Source organism: Streptomyces sp. 4N124, assembly GCF_052245395.1.
Taxonomy (GTDB): Bacteria; Actinomycetota; Actinomycetes; order Streptomycetales; family Streptomycetaceae; genus Streptomyces.
The window spans coordinates 1-18,452 of record NZ_JBQQBS010000086.1 but is presented as its reverse complement, the minus strand read 5'-3'; the positions used below and the strand labels follow the sequence as shown (position 1 = coordinate 18,452).

The 18,452-nt window shown below is 70.5% G+C and carries 16 protein-coding genes; 9 read left to right on the top strand and 7 right to left on the bottom strand.

What is annotated here, in order from left to right:
* The first annotated feature begins 10 nt into the window (after positions 1-10).
* From ACTWQO_RS44900 to fabF, 3 genes are all read left to right on the top strand, one after another.
* Entirely contained in the window at positions 11-1,009 is a 999-nt protein-coding gene (locus tag ACTWQO_RS44900; RefSeq protein WP_443243175.1) for a ketoacyl-ACP synthase III, read from the top strand.
* A 77-nt stretch (positions 1,010-1,086) separates the two neighbouring features.
* Positions 1,087-1,335: an acyl carrier protein gene (locus ACTWQO_RS44895; RefSeq protein ID WP_062706531.1), complete on the top strand. Its 249-nt coding sequence runs from the start codon at positions 1,087-1,089 to the stop codon at positions 1,333-1,335.
* A 107-nt stretch (positions 1,336-1,442) separates the two neighbouring features.
* A complete protein-coding gene (fabF, locus tag ACTWQO_RS44890; protein WP_443243174.1) occupies positions 1,443-2,714 on the top strand; it encodes a beta-ketoacyl-ACP synthase II in 1,272 nt (423 codons plus the stop codon).
* A 78-nt stretch (positions 2,715-2,792) separates the two neighbouring features.
* Here fabF and ACTWQO_RS44885 read toward each other — a convergent pair whose 3' ends face one another.
* The gene (locus ACTWQO_RS44885; RefSeq protein ID WP_443243173.1) at positions 2,793-3,287 is read right to left on the bottom strand and encodes a DUF3145 domain-containing protein; all 495 of its coding nucleotides are present in this window, start codon (positions 3,285-3,287) and stop codon (positions 2,793-2,795) included.
* 257 nt (positions 3,288-3,544) lie between these two features.
* Here ACTWQO_RS44885 and ACTWQO_RS44880 point away from each other — a divergent pair, with 257 nt between their 5' ends.
* Both ACTWQO_RS44880 and ACTWQO_RS44875 read left to right on the top strand, forming a co-directional pair.
* On the top strand, positions 3,545-4,444 hold the full coding sequence (locus tag ACTWQO_RS44880) for an SGNH/GDSL hydrolase family protein (protein WP_443243172.1): 900 nt from the start codon (positions 3,545-3,547) through the stop codon (positions 4,442-4,444).
* A gap of 49 nt (positions 4,445-4,493) precedes the next feature.
* On the top strand, positions 4,494-5,462 hold the full coding sequence (locus tag ACTWQO_RS44875) for an aldose epimerase family protein (RefSeq protein ID WP_443243171.1): 969 nt from the start codon (positions 4,494-4,496) through the stop codon (positions 5,460-5,462).
* A gap of 112 nt (positions 5,463-5,574) precedes the next feature.
* On the opposite strand, the gene ACTWQO_RS44870 is transcribed toward ACTWQO_RS44875, so the two are convergent.
* Both ACTWQO_RS44870 and ACTWQO_RS44865 read right to left on the bottom strand, forming a co-directional pair.
* On the bottom strand, positions 5,575-8,010 hold the full coding sequence (locus ACTWQO_RS44870) for a glycoside hydrolase family 3 protein (RefSeq protein ID WP_443243170.1): 2,436 nt from the start codon (positions 8,008-8,010) through the stop codon (positions 5,575-5,577).
* Positions 8,011-8,085: 75 nt separating this feature from the next.
* Positions 8,086-8,496: a RidA family protein gene (locus ACTWQO_RS44865; protein ID WP_443243169.1), complete on the bottom strand. Its 411-nt coding sequence runs from the start codon at positions 8,494-8,496 to the stop codon at positions 8,086-8,088.
* 49 nt (positions 8,497-8,545) lie between these two features.
* Between ACTWQO_RS44865 and ACTWQO_RS44860 the strand changes: the two genes are divergently transcribed.
* A complete protein-coding gene (locus ACTWQO_RS44860) occupies positions 8,546-9,481 on the top strand; it encodes a LysR family transcriptional regulator (RefSeq protein ID WP_443243168.1) in 936 nt (311 codons plus the stop codon).
* A 74-nt stretch (positions 9,482-9,555) separates the two neighbouring features.
* Positions 9,556-10,794 carry a pyroglutamyl peptidase gene (locus ACTWQO_RS44855; protein ID WP_443243167.1) on the top strand — a complete coding sequence of 413 codons (1,239 nt, stop codon included), beginning with the start codon at positions 9,556-9,558 and terminating at the stop codon, positions 10,792-10,794.
* A gap of 22 nt (positions 10,795-10,816) precedes the next feature.
* Here the strand turns inward: ACTWQO_RS44855 and ACTWQO_RS44850 are convergent, their stop codons facing one another.
* From ACTWQO_RS44850 to ACTWQO_RS44835, 4 genes are all read right to left on the bottom strand, one after another.
* A complete protein-coding gene (locus ACTWQO_RS44850) occupies positions 10,817-11,611 on the bottom strand; it encodes an EI24 domain-containing protein (protein ID WP_443243166.1) in 795 nt (264 codons plus the stop codon).
* 63 nt (positions 11,612-11,674) lie between these two features.
* Positions 11,675-12,619, bottom strand: a complete 945-nt coding sequence (locus ACTWQO_RS44845) for a TauD/TfdA dioxygenase family protein (protein ID WP_443243165.1) — start codon at positions 12,617-12,619, stop codon at positions 11,675-11,677.
* A 275-nt stretch (positions 12,620-12,894) separates the two neighbouring features.
* Positions 12,895-13,368, bottom strand: a complete 474-nt coding sequence (locus tag ACTWQO_RS44840) for a carboxymuconolactone decarboxylase family protein (protein ID WP_443243164.1) — start codon at positions 13,366-13,368, stop codon at positions 12,895-12,897.
* A gap of 108 nt (positions 13,369-13,476) precedes the next feature.
* On the bottom strand, positions 13,477-14,343 hold the full coding sequence (locus tag ACTWQO_RS44835) for a hypothetical protein (RefSeq protein WP_443243163.1): 867 nt from the start codon (positions 14,341-14,343) through the stop codon (positions 13,477-13,479).
* A gap of 296 nt (positions 14,344-14,639) precedes the next feature.
* Here ACTWQO_RS44835 and ACTWQO_RS44830 point away from each other — a divergent pair, with 296 nt between their 5' ends.
* Positions 14,640-17,204 carry a M14 family zinc carboxypeptidase gene (locus ACTWQO_RS44830; RefSeq protein WP_443243162.1) on the top strand — a complete coding sequence of 855 codons (2,565 nt, stop codon included), beginning with the start codon at positions 14,640-14,642 and terminating at the stop codon, positions 17,202-17,204.
* Positions 17,201-18,355 (top strand): serine hydrolase domain-containing protein, encoded by a 1,155-nt coding sequence (locus ACTWQO_RS44825; RefSeq protein WP_443243161.1) that lies wholly within the window; start codon positions 17,201-17,203, stop codon positions 18,353-18,355. The genes ACTWQO_RS44830 and ACTWQO_RS44825 overlap by 4 nt, the downstream gene beginning before the upstream one ends.
* Positions 18,356-18,452: the final 97 nt, after the last annotated feature.

Sequence of the window (18,452 nt, the reverse complement as noted above, 5' to 3'; positions counted from 1 at the left end):
CGTAACGAACATGTCGAAGATCAAGCCCAGCAAGGGCGCCCCGTACGCGCGCATTCTCGGCGTGGGCGGTTACCGTCCCACCCGGGTCGTGCCGAACGAGGTGATCCTCGAGAAGATCGACTCGTCCGACGAGTGGATCCGTTCGCGCTCCGGCATCGAGACCCGGCACTGGGCCTCCGACGAGGAGACGGTCGCCGCGATGTCGATCGAGGCGTCCGGCAAGGCGATCGCCGATGCCGGGATCTCCGCCGAGCAGATCGGCGCCGTGGTCGTCTCGACCGTCTCGCACTTCAGCCAGACCCCGGCCATCGCCACCGAGATCGCCGACAAGCTCGGCACCGACAAGGCCGCCGCGTTCGACATCTCGGCGGGCTGCGCGGGCTTCGGCTACGGCCTCACGCTCGCCAAGGGCATGATCGTCGAGGGTTCCGCGGAGTACGTCCTCGTCATCGGCGTCGAGCGGCTGTCGGACCTGACCGACCTGGAGGACCGGGCCACCGCGTTCCTCTTCGGTGACGGTGCCGGCGCGGTCGTGGTCGGTCCCGCGCAGGAGCCCGCGATCGGCCCCACCGTCTGGGGTTCCGAGGGCGACAAGTCCGAGACCATCAAGCAGACCGTGCCGTGGAACGAGTACGACAGCGCCACGGACAAGTTCCCTGCGATCACGCAGGAGGGCCAGGCGGTGTTCCGCTGGGCCGTGTTCGAGATGGCGAAGGTCGCCCAGCAGGCGCTGGACGCGGCCGGAATCACCCCGGACGACCTGGACGTCTTCATTCCGCACCAGGCCAACGAGCGGATCATCGACTCGATGGTGAAGACGCTGAAACTGCCGGCGCACGTCACGGTCGCCCGTGATGTCCGCACCACCGGCAACACCTCGGCCGCCTCGATCCCGCTCGCGATGGAGCGGCTTCTGGCGACCGGCGAGGCGAAGAGCGGCGACACCGCGCTCGTCATCGGATTCGGGGCGGGTCTCGTCTACGCCGCCACGGTCGTTACCCTCCCCTAGGCACTCCGTGCCGGATCACCCGGTCCGGCACGGGAACCAACGCCACACCCTCTGGATACATAGAAGGAGCGCCTGACATGGCCGCCACTCAGGAAGAGATCGTCGCCGGTCTCGCCGACATCGTGAACGAGATCGCCGGCATCCCGGTTGAGGACGTCCAGCTGGACAAGTCCTTCACCGACGACCTGGACGTCGACTCGCTGTCCATGGTCGAGGTCGTCGTCGCCGCCGAAGAGCGCTTCGACGTCAAGATCCCGGACGAGGACGTCAAGAACCTCAAGACGGTCGGCGACGCGACCGGCTACATCCTCAAGCACCAGGGCTGACTCACCCCGTAGTCCTGACCGCAAGGCCCCGCCACCCGGCGGTGGCGCCGTTGTCCCCGCGATGAGCGGGGGTTGTCCTCCTCGGATCCGTTGGAGAAAGAATTCCCGTGAGCCCGACCAATCGCACCGTGGTCGTCACCGGTATCGGCGCAACCACACCGCTGGGTGGCGACGCAGCCTCTACCTGGGAGGGCCTGATCGCCGGCAAGTCCGGCGTCAAGCCCCTGGAGCAGGAGTGGGCGGCCGAGCAGGCCGTCCGTATCGCGGCCCCGGTCGCCGTGGAGCCTTCCGAGGTCATTCCACGGCCGCAGGCCCGCCGCCTGGACCGGTCGGCGCAGTTCGCGCTGATCGCCGCCCAGGAGGCCTGGGCGGACGCCGGTTTCACCGCCAAGGCCGGTGAGGACGGCAATGTCGACCCCGACCGGCTCGGCGCGGTCATCGCCTCCGGCATCGGCGGCGTGACGACGCTGCTCGACCAGTACGACGTGCTCAAGGAGAAGGGCGTCCGCCGCGTCTCCCCGCACACCGTCCCCATGCTGATGCCCAACGGCCCCTCCGCCAACGTGGGCCTGGCCGTGGGCGCCCGCGCGGGCGTGCACACGCCGGTCTCCGCGTGCGCCTCCGGCGCCGAGGCCATCGGCTACGCCATCGAGATGATCCGCTCCGGCCGCGCCGACGTCGTCGTCGCGGGTGGTACGGAGGCGGCGATCCATCCGCTGCCCATCGCCGCGTTCGGCAACATGATGGCGATGTCCAAGAACAACGACGATCCCGAGGGCGCGTCCCGTCCGTACGACGTGGCCCGTGACGGCTTCGTCCTCGGCGAGGGTGCCGGCGTGATCGTCCTGGAGTCCGCCGAGCACGCCGCGAAGCGCGGTGCGCGGGTGTACGCCGAGGCCGTCGGGCAGGGCATCTCCGCCGACAGCCACGACATCGTGCAGCCCGAGCCGGAGGGGCGCGGCATCTCGCACGCGCTGCAGAACCTGCTCGACAACACCGACCTCAACCCCGCCGAGGTCATGCACGTCAACGCGCACGCGACGTCCACGCCGGCCGGTGACGTGGCCGAGCTGAAGGCGCTGCGGAAGGTGTTCGGCGACGACGCGGATCACATGGCGGTCTCCGCGACCAAGTCGATGACCGGGCATCTGCTGGGCGGCGCGGGCGGCGTGGAGTCGGTCGCGACGGTGCTGGCCCTGTACCACCGGGTGGCTCCGCCGACCATCAACGTCGAGAACCTCGACCCGGAGGCCGAGGCCAACGCGGACGTCGTGCGCGGCGAGGCCCGGAAGCTGCCGGTCGAGGGCCGGATCGCCGCGCTGAACGACTCGTTCGGCTTCGGCGGGCACAACGTGGTGCTGGCGTTCCGTACGGTCTGAGAAAGCAGCGGTTCCAGTCGTACGACGCGAAGGGCCCCCACCAGCCGGTGGGGGCCCTTCGCGCGTGCTGAGCAGAAATCACACGACCTGGTGCAGCCAGCGCACCGGCGCTCCCTCACCCGCGTACCTGAACGGCTCCAACTCGTCGTCCCACGGCTTTCCGAGGAGCTTGGACAGTTCGGCTTCCAGGTCCGTTTCTCCCCGCTGGGAGCGGACGAGGGCTGCTCTGAGGCGGTCTTCGGGGATGAGGATGTCGCCGTGGATGCCGGTGACGGCGTGGAAGATGCCGAGGTCGGGGGTGCAGCTGTAGCGCTCGCCCTCGGCGGTGGGGCAGGGCTCGGCGGTGACTTCGAAGCGCAGGAGGTGCCAGCCGCGCAGGGCGGACGCCAGTTTGGAGGCGGTGCCGGCCTCGGCCTGCCAGGAGAACTCGGAGCGCCAGGTGCCGGGGGCGGCGGGCTGCCGGATCCAGTCGAGGTTGACGCGTGTGCCGAGCACCCCGGCCACGGCCCACTCGACATGCGGGCACAGCGCGCGCGGCGCGGAGTGCACGTACAGAACTCCACGTGTCGTCACCGGGACCTCCGGGCAGAGCGGACCATCTTTGCGAACTGGCGGAACGGCAGTGGTTCCAGCCACGTTTGATGGCGAGGCTACCGTGCGGCGGCGCAAGGAGTGTGACGTACCGTCGGTCCCGGTGCCGTGAAACGCCCGCCATTCACCCGGCAGGACGCTTGTACGGGTGTGCGGCGTTGCTTCTCGCGCGGTCGGGAACTCCCGCGCGTTGTTATGGGGGAGGAGCATTGCATGCCGAGCGAGGGGACCACCAGGGGATGCGGAAGCGCAACGGCCGTTCGACGGCCGTTCTCGCCGTTCTCGTGACGGCCGTCCTGGGTGTCGCGGGGTGCGACGCCACCGGTGGCGACTCACCGGCTCCGAGAGGCACCGAGGCCAAGCAGGTGAAGCCGTCCCCGAGGCCGACCCCGACGTGGGACCGCAGCCCGAGTTCGGTCGCCGCGGTGGGCGACTCCATCACCCGTGGTTTTGACGCCTGCTCGGTGCTGTCGGACTGCCCCGAGGCCTCCTGGGCGACCGGCAGCAGAGCGGACGTGGACAGTCTCGCCGTACGGCTGCTGGGGAAGACGCGGGCCGCCGAGCGCAGCTGGAACTACGCCCGGACCGGGGCGCTGATGGCGGACGTGGCCGGGCAGATGGCGCAGGCGGTGACGCGGAAGCCGCAGTTGGTGGCGGTGATGGCGGGGGCGAACGACGCCTGTCGCGCGACCACGTCGGCGATGACCTCGGAGGCCGACTTCCGCACCCAGTTCGAGGACGCGCTGAGCACACTGCGCACTGCTCTGCCCAAGGCCCAGGTGTATGTGGCGAGCGTGCCGGACCTGAAGCGGCTGTGGTCCGAGGGGCGGAGCAACCCGATGGGCAAAGCAGTGTGGAAGCTCGGGATCTGCCCGTCGATGCTGGACGACGCGGACGCCCTGGACGCGGCGGCGACCCTGCGGCGGGACACGGTGCAGGACCGGGTGGAGGCGTACAACGAGGTGCTGGAGGAGGTGTGTGAGAAGGACCGGTACTGCCGCTTCGACGGCGGCGCGGTGTATGAGTTCCGGTTCGGCACGGCGCAGTTGAGCCACTGGGACTGGTTCCACCCGAGTGTGAACGGACAGGCGCGGCTGGCGGAGATCGCCTATCGCACGGTCACCGCGAAGAAGGCGTGAGCCGAGGGCTCGAAGGCGTGAGCCGGGGTTCCGAATTAGAGTTCCGAACATGAACGAACTCTTCGGCACACTTTCCGACGGCACCTCTGTCCACCGCTGGACCCTGGAGCGTGCGAACGTGCGCGTGCGGATTCTGTCGTACGGCGGGATCGTGCAGTCGGTGGAGGTGCCGGACCGGGAGGGGCGGCCGGGGAACGTGGTGCTGGGGTTCGCGGACCTCGATGCATATCCGGCGCATCCGGAGCCGTATTTCGGCGCGCTCATCGGGCGGTACGCGAACCGGATCGCGGGCGGCCGCTTCCCGCTGGACGGCGTGACGTATGCGCTGGAGCCGAACAACGGGCCCAACTCGCTGCACGGCGGCGGGCGCGGCTTCGACAAGCGGGTGTGGGACATGACGCCGGTCGAGCACGGGGTGCGGCTCGCGCGTATCAGCCCGCATGGCGAGGAGGGCTTTCCGGGACGGCTCGAGGTCTCGGCGACGTACACGCTGGACGGCGCCGGTGCGCTGCGGATCGCCTACGAGGCGGTCACCGACGCGCCGACCATCGTGAACCTGACGAACCACTCGTACTGGAACCTGAGCGGTGCGGGGAACGCGGCCGGGCATGAGCTGCGGATCGCCGCGTCGCGGTTCACACCGGTCGACGAGGATCTGATCCCGACCGGAGTCGCCCCCGTCGAGGGCACCCGCTTCGACTTCCGTGCGGAGCGCAAGGTCGGCGCCGGATACGACCACAACTTCGTGCTCGACAAGGGAGTGACGTCGGCCCCTGAGCGAGTGGCCGAGCTGTACGACCCCGCGTCCGGGCGGGCGCTGACGGTCGCGACCACCGAGCCCGGCCTCCAGCTCTACACCGCCGACCACCTGAGCGAGCCCTTCTCCCCCGGCGACGGCATCGCCCTGGAGACCCAGCACTTCCCGGACTCCCCGAACCGGCCGGACTTCCCGAGCACGGTGCTGCGGCCGGGTGAGGTGTTCCGGTCGGAAACGGTGTACGGCTTCTCGGTGAGCTAACCCCTGGGAACATCAGGGCGCTCGCCCCTGGGAACACACGAGCCCCGGCCCAGGTGTCAGGTCCTGGGCCGGGGCTGCTCGTGGGGAGACTCGTCCCGAAGTCCGTCCCGGCTCAGACGTTAATCGTCGCGGTGAGGCGGCGGTCCGTGATCGAGCGGCCGACCTGGATCTCGTACGAACCCTTCACAAATGACCACGACATGGTCATCTCGTCCCAGATCTCGAACATGCGGCGCGGGAGTTCCACCGTGACCTCGACGCTCTCACCGGGCGCGGCCTCGACGCCCGCGAAGCCGGCCAGCCAGCGTGCCGGGCGCTCGGCGTCGGGCTCGCTCGGCGCGAGATAGACCTGGACGACCTCGCGGCCCGGGCGCTGTCCGGAGTTGCGCACCCGGACCCGTACCGCCGTGCCCGTGACCTCGACGGACTCGTACGTCCAGTCGGTGTAGCCGAGGCCGTGGCCGAAGGCGTACGAGGGGCTGCGGCCCTCCTTCTCCCAGGCGCGGTAGCCGATGAACACGCCCTCGGTGTAGGGGAGTTCGCCGTCGGACGGGACGACCTGGGTGACCGGGGCGTCGGTGAGGGAACCCCAGGTGGTGGGCAGGCGGCCGCCGGGCTCATGGGCGCCGGTGAGCACGTCCGCCAGGGCCGCGCCGCCCTCCTGGCCGGGGAACCAGCTGAGCAGGACCGCGGCCACGTCGTCGCGCCACGGCAGCTCCACCGGGGAGCCGGAGTTGACCACGACGACCGTGTTCGGGTTGGCGGCGGCGACCGCGCGCACCAGGTCGTCCTGGCGGCCGGGCAGCCGCAGGTCCGCCCGGTCGAAGCCCTCGGACTCGACGCGCTCGGTCGTGGCGACCACGACGACCGCCGTGTCGGCGTCACGTGCCGCTTCCACGGCCTCGGCGATCAGCTCGTCCGGGTCGCGCAGCGGGTCCTGGTGGGCGAGGGCGAAGATGATCGCCCGCATCGGGAGGCCCTCGGGCCGTTCGACGACGTAGGTGAGGGAGACGTCGACCGGTTCGCCGGCGGTGAGTTCGGCCTGGGCGTGGGGTGTGGGCTCGCCGAAGAAGGTGATGAAGGGGTCGTCCTTGGCGGGGTTCTGGACGTCGTCGAAGTACGTCGTGCCGCCGATGGTGAGCGTGAAGGTGCCGATGCCCTGGATGCCGAAGGTGTGGAGCCCGCTCTCGCGCGGCCTGAAGGTGCCGGTGAGCTCGACGGTGTGCAGCTGCTCGTAGGTGACGCCCTCGGGCAGGGCCGACGGGCCCATCCACTTGAGCTGGCCGCCCGGGGCGGAGTCGGAGCCGATGACGTTTCCGTCGGCGTCGCGGCAGATCGCGCACAGCTCGAAGCCCGTGTCGAAGACGGAGAGTTCGGTGTCCGGGGCGGCGCCGACGGTGTAGGTCAGGGTGCCCTCGGGAAGGGCGGCGGTGAGGCCGTCGAGCGGGGAGACGATCCGGGACGGGAAGACGGTGGCGGAGCCGCCGCCGAGGACACGGGCGTCGCGGGCGGCGGCGCCGATGAGGGCGACCCTTCCCGGCTTCAGCGGTAGAGCGCTCTGGTTGCGTACGAGGACGAAGGCGCGGCGGGCGATCTCGCGGGCCAGCTCGATGCCCTCGACGGTCTCCGGGAGCTCGGTGACGACCGGCTCGGCGCCTTCCAGGATGCCGACGCGGGCGGCGAGGCGCAGGACATTGCGTACGGCGGTGTCGACCGTGGCCTCGTCGACCTTGCCCTCCCTCACAGCCGCCGCGAGCGCCGAGCCGTACACCGTGTCCGGACCCGGCATGGCGACATCGAGCCCGCCCTCGATGGCACCGACGGTCGACCGGGCGGCCATCCAGTCGGAGACGTTGAAGCCGTCGAAGCCCCATTCGCCGCGCAGGATCTCGTTCACCAGGTAGCGGTGCTCGGTCATCGTCGTGCCGTTGACCGTGTTGTACGCGGTCATGATGCCCCAGGGATGGGCGTTCTCGACGATCGTCTCGAAGGGGGCCAAGTACAGCTCGCGCAGGGCGCGTTCGGCGACCAGGTTGTTCACCGTGAAGCGGTCGGTCTCGGCGTCGTTGGCGACGAAGTGCTTGGCGGTGGTGCCGACGCCGCCGGACTGGACGCCGTTCACATAGCCCACGCCGATCAGGCCGGTGAGGTACGGGTCCTCGCTGTAGGCCTCGAAGTGCCGGCCGCCGAGCGGTGAGCGATGGAGATTGACGGTCGGGGCGAGCAGAACGTGCACGCCCTTGCGGCGGGCCTCCTGGGCGAGCAACACCCCTGCCCTGCGCGCGAGTTCCGGGTCCCAGGTGGCGGCGAGCGCGGTCGGGGACGGCAGGGCGACGGAGGGGTCGTCGGCGGTCCAGCGCACACCGCGGACACCGATCGGGCCGTCCGACATGACCAGGGACTTCAGCCCGATCTCGGGGAGCTCGGGGAGGGTCCACATGTCCTGGCCCGACAGCAGCCGCGTCTTGGCGTCGAGGTCGAGCCTGGCAAGCGCGGCCTCGACGACCGCCTCGCGTGCTGCGTCGGCCTGGGTGCGGGTTCCCGCCATCAGGGTGCCTCCTCGTTGAGTCCGTGACGTCTCCATCTTTCCTCGGCACCCGCGAAGGACTCGAAACCGCGACCATCAACGTTCTGGGACTTCCTCAGGCCCCTGGGCGCTGACGGCTGCCACGACCTCGACCTCGACCAGCGCTTCGGGTTTGAAGAGCCGGGATGCCTCGAAGGTCATGCTGGTGGGCGGCGTGCCGGTGAGGAACTCGCGGCGGACCGCGCCGTATTCGTGCAGCTTGCCGATGTCGGTCAGGTAGGTGCGGATGTTGATGACGTCGGCGAGCGTGGCTCCGTGGGCCCTGAGCAGTGCCTTGATCGCCTCGAAGACACCACGGCTCTGAGCGGCGACGTCGGCTCCGTCGGCGACCTGTCCGGAGACGTACAACAGCGCTCCGCCGCCAGGGAGTTCGACGCGGGCGACCTGGGAGTAGTAGGCGTTGGCGGGCTGCGGCGCTGACGCCGGGTTGTCGAGAGTGACCTTCATGTCCTCGACGCTAGGTTCGGGCCCGTGATGCGACAAGCGAATGTCTAGCATGGCTGTCATGCCGAACTCGCATGATCTGTCCACCATGTGGCTGCGCGTGTTCCTGGAGGTCGCCCGGTACGGCTCGTTCACCGTGGCCGCCCGGACACTCGGCTGGACGCAGTCCGCGGTGTCCCGGCAGGTCTCCTCGCTGGAGGCCGCGCTGGGCGGGGCGCCGCTGTTCGACCGGCTGCCGAGGGGTGTACGGCTGACGGAGGCGGGCCGCGTGCTGGTGCCGCACGCGGAGGCGGTCGTAGCGGCGCTGCACGGTGCCGCGCGTGAGCTGACGGCGCTGCGGGAAGTGGCGGGCGGGCGGCTGCGGTTCGGGGCGTTCGCGACGGCCGACGCGGCGCTGGTGCCCCGGGCGCTGGCCGCGTTCCGCGCCCGCCACCCCGGCGTCCTGCTCACCCGGGAGGAGGGCTTCACGCCGGCCCTCCTGGACCGTCTCACCGCCGGCCACCTCGATCTGGCGGTCGTCTCGACGACGGGCGGCACGCCACTCGACGCATACGAACTCCACCACCTCCTCGACGAGTCCCTGTACGTCGCCGTCCCCGCCGACCATCCCCTGGCACACCATCCGGGCCCCGTCCGCCTCGACCGGCTGGCCGACGCCGACTGGATCTCCGGCGGCCCCCGCCCCGAGGGCACCCTCCTCGACGCGGCCCTGCGCCAGGGCTTCCGCCCCCGCGTCGCCCATGTCGTCGGCGAGTGGACCGCCAAGCTGGGCTACGTCGCCGCGGGCCTCGGCGTGACCCTGGTCCCGGCGCTGGCCGCCGAGTCCGTGCGCCCGGACGTCGCGCTGCTGCCGGTGCTCGACGAGGGGGCTCCGGCGCGGGCGGTGTATGCGGCGACGGTGCGGGGGCAGACGCTGTCACCGGCGGCGGAGGCGTTCATCGGGGTGCTGCGGGACGCGGCGGCCGAGTTGGCCGTCTCCCCTCGCTGATCTACCCATGCCCCCTCCCGTCACGCCATACTGCCGAGCACGCTTCCCCACGGCGACGGAAGGACCTGAACCCCTTGAATTCCATACGTGTTCGGATCGGCGTACTCGGACTCGCCCTGCTGGCGGGCCTCGCGGCCCCGACGACGGCGACGGCGGACACAGCCCCGGCCCCGACGGCCGAGGAGCTGCGGCTGGACAAGGCGCAACCGCAGGAGATCCTCAGGCGGTCCGGATTCGACACGGTGGCGCCGGAGTTCGCGCGAGCGCTCGCGGCGGCGGAGTCGTATGCGCAGGCCCGCCGGACCGTCGTAGGAGAGGGTGCGGCGCTGTGGCGGCTGGCTGTCGCTCGGGCGCAGGGTCGGGCGCCGGCCGGCGGGGATCTGAGCCGGGACGACGACCGGCCGCTGTACTGGGCGCGGCTGGGGATGACGCGGGAAGTGCGCACCTGGGAGCCGGAGTTCGGGCTGAGCGAGGCCCAACGCGCCAAGCTGATCGAGGAGTTGGAGCGGAACTCTCGCGGGCAGACCGCCATCCGGTATCCGCAGGGCAAGGGAATGAAACGGGTTCTGGTCACCGGGTTCGACCCGTTCACGCTGGACCGGGACATCCGGATCTCCAACCCGTCCGGGGCGACCGCGCTGGCCCTCGACGGTACGGTGATCGAGACGGCGGACGGTCCGGCACGGATCGAGACAGCCGTGTTCCCGGTGCGCTGGCGGGACTTCGGGCAGGGGACGGTGGAGCGGACGCTGCGGCCTTACCTCCCGAAGGTCGACCTGTTCACGACCGTGAGCCAGGGCCGGGTCGGGCGGTTCGACGTCGAGCGGACCAACGGAGCGTGGCGGGGCGGCTTCCTGGACAACGAGAACACCGGTACGGCCGAGACCATCCCGGTCACCGACCCGGCCTCGCAGCCGCAGTGGACGACGACCAGCCTGCCGTACGCCGCGATCGTGGCCGCGAACACCGGGCGGTTCCCCGTGTACGACAACACGAGCGTGACCGAGATCCCGGCGGGCGGCACCCAGCCCGTCGTGCGGCCGGACGGGCCGACGCCCGGGTCGACGGCGCGTGCCGGGGGCGGCGGCGACTACCTGTCCAACGAGATCGCCTACCGGGCCACGCTGCTGCGGGACCGGCTGGGGCTGCACGACACGCTGTCGGGCGGGCATGTGCACACGCCGGTGCTGCAGTTCGGCACGGGCAACACCGACCCGGCGACGGGGGCGGTCACCGACCCCGAGTTCGTGCGGAACCGGCTGGACATCATCGGTCAGGTGCGGGCGATCCTGACGGTGGCCGTCAACGGGTGATCACTGACTGATCACTGGGCGATCACTGGGTGACTTGCTCCGCCTCGGGGTCTGCGGCGCCGTCCTCGACGGTCTCCTCGCCGGCCAGGTCGCGGGCCATCAGCGTGGCGCCCGCGACCGCGCCCGGCATCAGGAACACCGCGACGAACGGGACCACGAAGGCCAGCGCGAGGGGCGTGCCGAAGCCCCACACCAGGGTCTTGCGGGAGCGGAGCAGGGTGAGGCGGTCGCGCAGGACGACGCGGCGGCGCTGGAGGGCGACGGAGGTGAGTTCCTCCGTGAGGAAGAAGCCGGTGACGAAGAAGCCGATCACCGGGACGACCGTCTGGCCGACGACCGGGATGAAGCCGCAGGCGAAGAGCAGGATGCCCCAGAGCACGGCCCGCATGAGGACTCTCAGGCTGTCGCGGCCGGAGATCCACAGCTCGCGCCAGAGCGGCAGGCCGGACTCCGGTGCGGTGCCGTCCGGGGAGACGTCCCGGTCGACCTTCTCGGAGAGGTTCTCGTAGAAGGGCTGGCCGATCAGGAGGGTGACCGCGGTGAAGGTGAGGACGGCGAGGAGCAGGCCGAGGGCGAACAGGACGGCGGTGAGGAAGCCGCGGAACAGGCCGAGCCAAGGGCTGGACCAGTCGTCGGCGAAGGGCGTCGCCCACGCCACGAAGTCCTCGCCCCACAGCGCCAGCGAGACCAGCGCCGCCGCATAGAGGACGAGCGTTATCAGCCCCGGGACCAGCCCGAAGCCGTACTGCTTGCCGTGCCGGGCCACCCAGCGTTGGCCCTTCAGCAGGTAGTTGAAGCCCACCCCAAGATCGCGCATGAAGAAAACTCTAGCGGCATGCACTGACAGTGACGGGGTGGGCCGTGGGGAGTGGGCCGGGGGTCAGAAGGGGCGGTCGCCGGCGATGGCGACGCGTTCGGCGACGCGGCGGTGCGAGCCGTAGTCGTTCACCGCGTAGTGCTGTGTGGCGCGGTTGTCCCAGAAGGCGACATCTCCGGGCTGCCAGCGGAACCTCACCTGGTACTCCGGGACGTGCGCCTCCTGGAAGAGACAGCGCAGCAGCCGGTCGCTCTCCTCGCGCTCCATGCCCGTGATCCGGGTGGTGAAGGAGGTGTTGACGAACAGCAGCCGGCGGCCCGTCTCAGGGTGGGTGCGCACCACGGGGTGCTCCACGGGCGGGAACTCGTCCTGGTACGGGGCGAGGCGCTCGGGGCCGTAGAAGCGGGCGAACCCGGGGATGAAGTCGTGCACGGCGGTGGCGCCGTCGATGCGGTCCTTCACGTCCTGCGGCAGGTTGTCGTACGCGGCGGCCATGTCCGCCCATATGGTGTCCCCGCCGAACGGCGGGACCTCGCGCAGCTGGAGCACGGCGCCGAGCGCGGGCCGCTCACGGAAGGTGACGTCGGCGTGCCAGACGTTCTCGAAGGTGGGTGTGGCCGAGCCGCCCTTGTCGAAGCGCACCACGTCCTCGCTGGATCCGCGGGCGAGCAGCGGGTTGGTCTCCAACTCCCCCCAGTTTCGGGCGAAGTCACGCTGCTGCGCGGAGGTGAGGTGCTGGGCACGGAAGAAGAGGACCTTCCACTCCAGCAGGGCGCGGTTCAGCTCCTCACGCAGTGCGGCATCGAGCGGACGCGAGAGGTCGGCGCCTCTCACCTCGGCCCCGATGGTGCACCCCTGAGGCACAAGCTCGAAGTGCTGATACGGCCGTTCCTGCCACCCTTCGGGCAGCCGCCGCAGCGTGCGCGCACCCTCGTACATCCCGCCCGCGGGCACGCGCGCTTCGCGCAGCACCGTCGGTGGTACGGCGGATGGGACGGTCACGGTCATGGAGTCTCTCCTCGTTCGGCTGACGGCCGACGCGAGACACGTGTGCCTTGGAGCGTCGCGAACGAAGGGCGTTGCGCGCGGCGAGCACACGGCTCGGCGGCAACTCGACTAGCGACCGGAGCGTTCGCACCCGGTCCGATCAGGGACACGCAGAGGCCCCGTCGTCGTGTCGAACCGGTTCCCGATCATGCCGACGATTGTGTGGGCCCCCCTTTTGTCCTGTCAATGGCGTGCCGCCCCGGTGACCGGTCACCGGGGCGGGCGCACACTCCCGGCTATCCGAACTGGCCGGGCTGGTAGTCGCCGGCGGGCATCTGGAGCATGACGTTCGCCCGGTTGAAGGTGTTGATGAGGGCGATCGCGCACACCAGGGCGGCCAGCTCCTCCTCGTCGTAGTGCTTGGCGGCGTTCGCCCAGGCCTCGTCCGTGACACCGCCGGCCGCGTCCGCGATGCGGGTGCCCTGCTCCGTCAGCTCCAGCGCGGCCCGCTCGGCCTCGGTGAAGACCGTGGCCTCCCGCCAGGCCGCGACCAGATTGAGACGCTCGGGGGTCTCACCGGCGGCGACGGCGTCCTTGAAGTGCATGTCGGTGCAGAAGCCGCATCCGTTGATCTGGCTGGCACGGAGCTTCACGAGCTCCTGCGTGGCGGCCGGCACTGTCGAGTCCTTGAGCACCGTGTTCGCCGCGGTGATCTGCTTGAAGACCTTCATGATGGTCGGGCTCTTGAAGGCGTCCAGTCGGGCAGTCATGGTGATCTCCTCCGCCGTTTTCGTTGGCTACACAGCTATGACGGAACGACCCCGGCGGGATGTGACATCACCAAATGTGACCTGCGTCTCCCTGCCTCAACCCGCGTCTCAACCCGCCACGGACACGGCCACCACCACCCCGCGATCCGCCGCCGGGGACACCGCCGCCGTCACCCGTACCGCGGCAGCCCGCGCCACCCGCCCCGCGCGCGAAGCCGTGGCCAGCATCAAGGGCTGAACCGACTCCAGGGCGGACACCACCAGTTCCTCCCCGGCGATGAGCACCGGCCGCGCCGCCTTCGTCGTCGCCGCGGCGGCTTCCGTGAGGTCGGCGAGGGGCGGCAGGGCAGCGCGTACGACACCCGCACCCGCGGCGGCCGCACGCTCCGCCAGGGCCACCTGGAGCGGCATCAGCGGGGCCAGCGCGGACGTCAACGCGTCGGCGACACGGCGGAGTTCGGGCGTCGACTCGTTGAGGACGTCGGTCGCCGCCCGGATCAGCGGGGTGAGAGCGAGCAGCACGCCCGCGGCCAGGCCCGCCGCCGCGGGCAGCAGCGGGGACGTCGCCTCGACGAAGTCGCCGAGCGCGGTGGTGAATTCCTCCACCGCGGGCTCCACGGCGTCCAGCACCGGCAGCAGGCTGTCGCTCAGCGCCGCCAGCAGCGCCTGGGCCGGTTCGCTGACCGGGTGCACGGCGAGCGGGGCGCCGCTGGTGCCGAGCCGGGTGAGGGTGTCGACGATGCGGTAGAAGGCCTCCTGGGCCTGCGGGGAGGCGCTGGCCTCGGCGAGTTCGGCGGTGGTCTCGCGCAGGACGCGCAGCACCTCCGCGCCCGAACCGTCCCGTGGGTCGAAGGTGTTGATGGCGATTCTGGTGATGTTCCCGGCCGTGTCCAGGAGTTGGCCGGTGATGTCGGTCGTGCTGCGCGCCATGCGCAGCATCTCGTCCCTGCTGGGGAGCGAAGGGATCGTCGCCATGAACACTCCTCGCGTAAGCGCTCCGCTGGTAGGCGGTGACTCGGCTGCGGGTCTGTCGGGGCTGGTCGCGCCCGCTCGGCGGAGCCGCATATCGATACGGCCTCGCGCCCCTTTGGGGCGCTGCGGAACCGCCAGACCCTCCCAGGGCACACCGCCGGGCCCTCTCAGCATGCCCCGTTCGCCGCGCGCGGGATGCGCCATCCGGGGCATCGGCGACACGGACTCCCTCTTGTTGCCGTTGAGTCGAACAGGTACATCTCGCCGTACCGATCTCAGGAAGCCCGGAGGAGGTACGCGTGCGCACCACGAGAACCGCCCCTGCGAGACCCGTCCTGATCACTGCCCTCACCCTCACCACGGCGGGGTCACTTCTGCTCACCCCCGGCAGCGCCGGGGCCGACACCGAGCCCGTCACCCGCGAGGGCCCCGCCCTCGACCGACAGGCCGCCCTGACCCCGGTGGGCGCGGCCGAACGGGCCCTCGCCGCCACCGTCGGCAGAACCGATTCCGCAAGCGGCTATCCCCGCGAGCAGATCCTCACCCCCGACCCCGAGAACCCCGCCGACAAGTCCATCAAGCTCGGCCTCACCCCGTACCACGCGATCGCCCCGAAGCTCAACGCCCTGCAGTCCCTGGGCGATCGGGTGAGCGTCGAGGTCACGGGCCGCTCGGCAGGCGGGCACCGCCTGTACCTCGTCACGGTCACCGCCCCGGAGTCCGCCCACCAGACCCGCGCCCAGGAGCGGATGCGCGAGCTGATCGCGAAGGCACCCGCAGTCGCCGCCAAGTCCCATGAGATCAAAGCGCGTTACAAGGTCCCGCTGTTCGTGAACAACAACATCCACGGCAACGAGTGGGAGGGCACAGACGCCTCGCTCGGCCTCATCAAACAGCTGGCGACGGCGAACGACACGCGGACCAGGGACCTGCTCTCCCGCTCCCGCCTCTACTTCAACATCACCGCCAACCCGGACGGCCGTATCGCCGGAACCCGCGCCAACGCAGGCGGCTTCGACATGAACCGGGACTTCGTGACCGCCTCGCAGCCCGAGGTGCGCGCGATGCGCCAGATCCAGATCGACAAGCAACCCGCCGTCATGCTCGACCTGCACGGCTACGTCAACGGCACGCTCATCGAGCCCACCACTCCCCCGCACGGCGAGAACTACGAGTACGACCTCTTCCTCAAGAACACCTACGCCAACGCCCTGGGCATGGAGTCGGCAGTCAACGGCCTCGGCTACACACCTGCCAAAGACGGCGTGGAGCCGGCCCAAATCCCCTTCCGTGACCAGGAGGAGGGCTGGGACGACTGGCCGCCCATCTTCACCCCGCAGTACGCGGCCTTCCAGGGCACGGTCGCCGCGCACACCGTGGAGATCCCCCTAGCGGTCAACAACGAGGAATACGACACCCTCCCGACGGCGGAACTGCGCCGCAGGTCCGCGATCAACGTCGACGTGGCGGGCGCCGCCATCCGCGCCACCCTCGACTTCACGCGCACCCACCGCACTTCACTGATCGCCGACCAGATCGAGGTCTTCCGGCGCGGCGCGGCAGGCGAGGCACAGATCCCGGTATCGGAGGAAACGGTCCCAGGAGTCCCCGGCATCGGCCCCGAGGACGTCTACACCACGAACTTCCCCCGCGCATACGTCATCCCCGCAGGACCGTCCCAGCGCTCGGCGACCGCAGCCGCCCGCCTCGTGGACCACCTCCTCGCCAACGACGTCACCGTCACCCGCGCGACCCGCCCCTTCCGGCTCGCAGGAAGGACGTACGCACCGGGCTCCTACGTCATCGACATGCACCAGTCCAAGCGCGGCCTCGCGAACGTCCTCCTCGCCGACGGCACCGACATCAGCGACAAGGTATCGGTGATGTACGACATCTCGGGCTGGAGCCTGGGCCGCCTCTGGGGCGCCACGGTGAAGCCCGCCCAGAGCGGCAGCCTGCCGTACGGCGCACTCCGCACCATCAATAGGGCCACGCCCGTCGCCCACGTAGCCCCCTACGGCCCCCTGCGCCTCCGCCTGGACACCCCCCAGGAGATCGCGGCCCTCAACGACCTCCTCCAGCAGGGCATTTCCATACGTCAGGCCCCGGACGGCAGCGCAATCCTCCCGCCCTCGGCACGCAAGGCGGCAGTCACCGCAGCCCGCACCCACGACGTGACCTTCGAGGCAACGCACACGCGCGGCACCACGGAACTGCGCCGACTCCGCCTGGCCGCCGCCGTCACAGCGGGCGAGCTGTTCGCGCTCCGGGAGATGAACTTCGAGGTCACGCCCGTCTCCACGGCCGTACTGAACGCGGGCTTCGACTGGTCGAAAACTGACGCCCTGTTCGTCTCGGCCGGACTGTCCTACGACGCCCTGAATCCGGCGGCCCGCAAGGCGCTGGACACCTTCCTCACCCACCACGGCGGGCTGGTCGGCCGAGGCGCCACCGGCGCGGACCTCACCTCCGCGACCGGGCTGCTGGCCGCCAAGCCGGTCGAGGGCAACGGGGACGCCAACGGCGTGGTGCGAGTCGTCAACAGGGGCGGGCGGATCACCGGCGGAGCTGCGGACCACAGCTTCGTGTACGCGCCCGTCTGGTTCACCGACCTCGGACCCGAAGTGCGGGTGGAGCAGTCATACACGACCGGTAATCCACTGCTCTCCGGGCACTGGAGGCCATTGGAGGACGGCAGTGGCGGTCCGGGGGCAGCGGCCGGGCAGGCCTCGGTCGTCAGCGGTCCAGGTGCCGTGCTGTTCGGCACCGAACCCCTCTTCCGGGATCATCCGAAGGGGCAATTCGCGCAGGTGGCACGGGCATTGTTCACCGTGGCGCAGGCGAGTCAGGAGAGTGGTGGATGACGACGAAGGAGATCCACGGCACCGTGGCGGACGGTTTCGACGCAGTGCGCGACGAATTCGCCGCGTTCGTGGCAAGCGAACGGGACGACTACGAGGGCCAGTTGTGCGCGTACGTCCACGGCCGCAGAGTCGTCGACCTGTGGACCGGCGACGGCGCCGACGCCACTTCCCTCTACGGCGTGTACTCGTCCACCAAGGGCGCCGCCCACCTCGTGGTCGCGCTGCTCGTGCAGGACGGCACGCTGGAACTCGACCGCAAAGTGACCTACTACTGGCCGGAGTTCAGCGCCGAAGGCAAGTCCAACCTCACCCTGCGCGACCTGGTGACCCACCGGGCCGGCTTGATCGGCCTCGACACCGGCTTCTCCCTCGACGAGCTGGCCGACGACCGCATGATCGCCGAACGACTCGCGGACCAACGCCCGTTCTGGCGCCCCGGCACCGCCTTCGGCTACCACGCCCTCGTCATCGGCGCCCTCACCGGCGAGGTGGCACGCCGCGCGACGGGACACACCCTCCAGGAACTGTTCGAGGAACGCGTACGCGCCCCGTACGCCCTCGACTTCCACCTGGGGCTCCCGCAGCCACTCGACCCCCGCTTCCGCTCTGCGCAACCCATGCTGCCGACCCCGAAGCAACAGGCCGTACTGGACGCGGCCCCCACCGGCCCGCACACCCTCACGTCGATCGCGTTCAACGCCCATGTCCCGAACGCCGGCGAATTCACCGACTTCGCCAACTCCCGCACCGTACGCGCCAAGGGCCAGGCTTCAGCGGGCGGCGTGGCATCCGCGCGCGGCCTGGCCGGCATGTACGCGGCGGCCATCAGCGAGATGAACGACCGCCCACCCCTACTCAAGCCGGACACCACAGCCGAGGTAGGCCAGATCCACTCCATCGGCTACGACCTGGTCGCCCGAACCCACCGCTCCTACGGCCTCGGCTTCCAGGCCACCGCCGACACCTGGTACCCCTTCCTGGGCGCCGGCGCCTTCGGCCACAGCGGCGCCCCCGGCTCCCAGGCCTTCGCCGACCCCCGCAGCGGCCTGGCCTACGGCTACACCCGACGCCGGTTCGCCTACCCGGGCGGAGCAGCACCGGAGAACGAACGGTTCGTAAGGGCCGCCCACACATCAGCACTGGCGACCTGACCGCAAGCAAGAGCAGAGGGCAAGGGCCCACCAACCAGCACTGGTCCAACGCGCCGGCCGCGAGGGAGCCGTAGGGGGCGCGGCGGGGGTGGGGGGG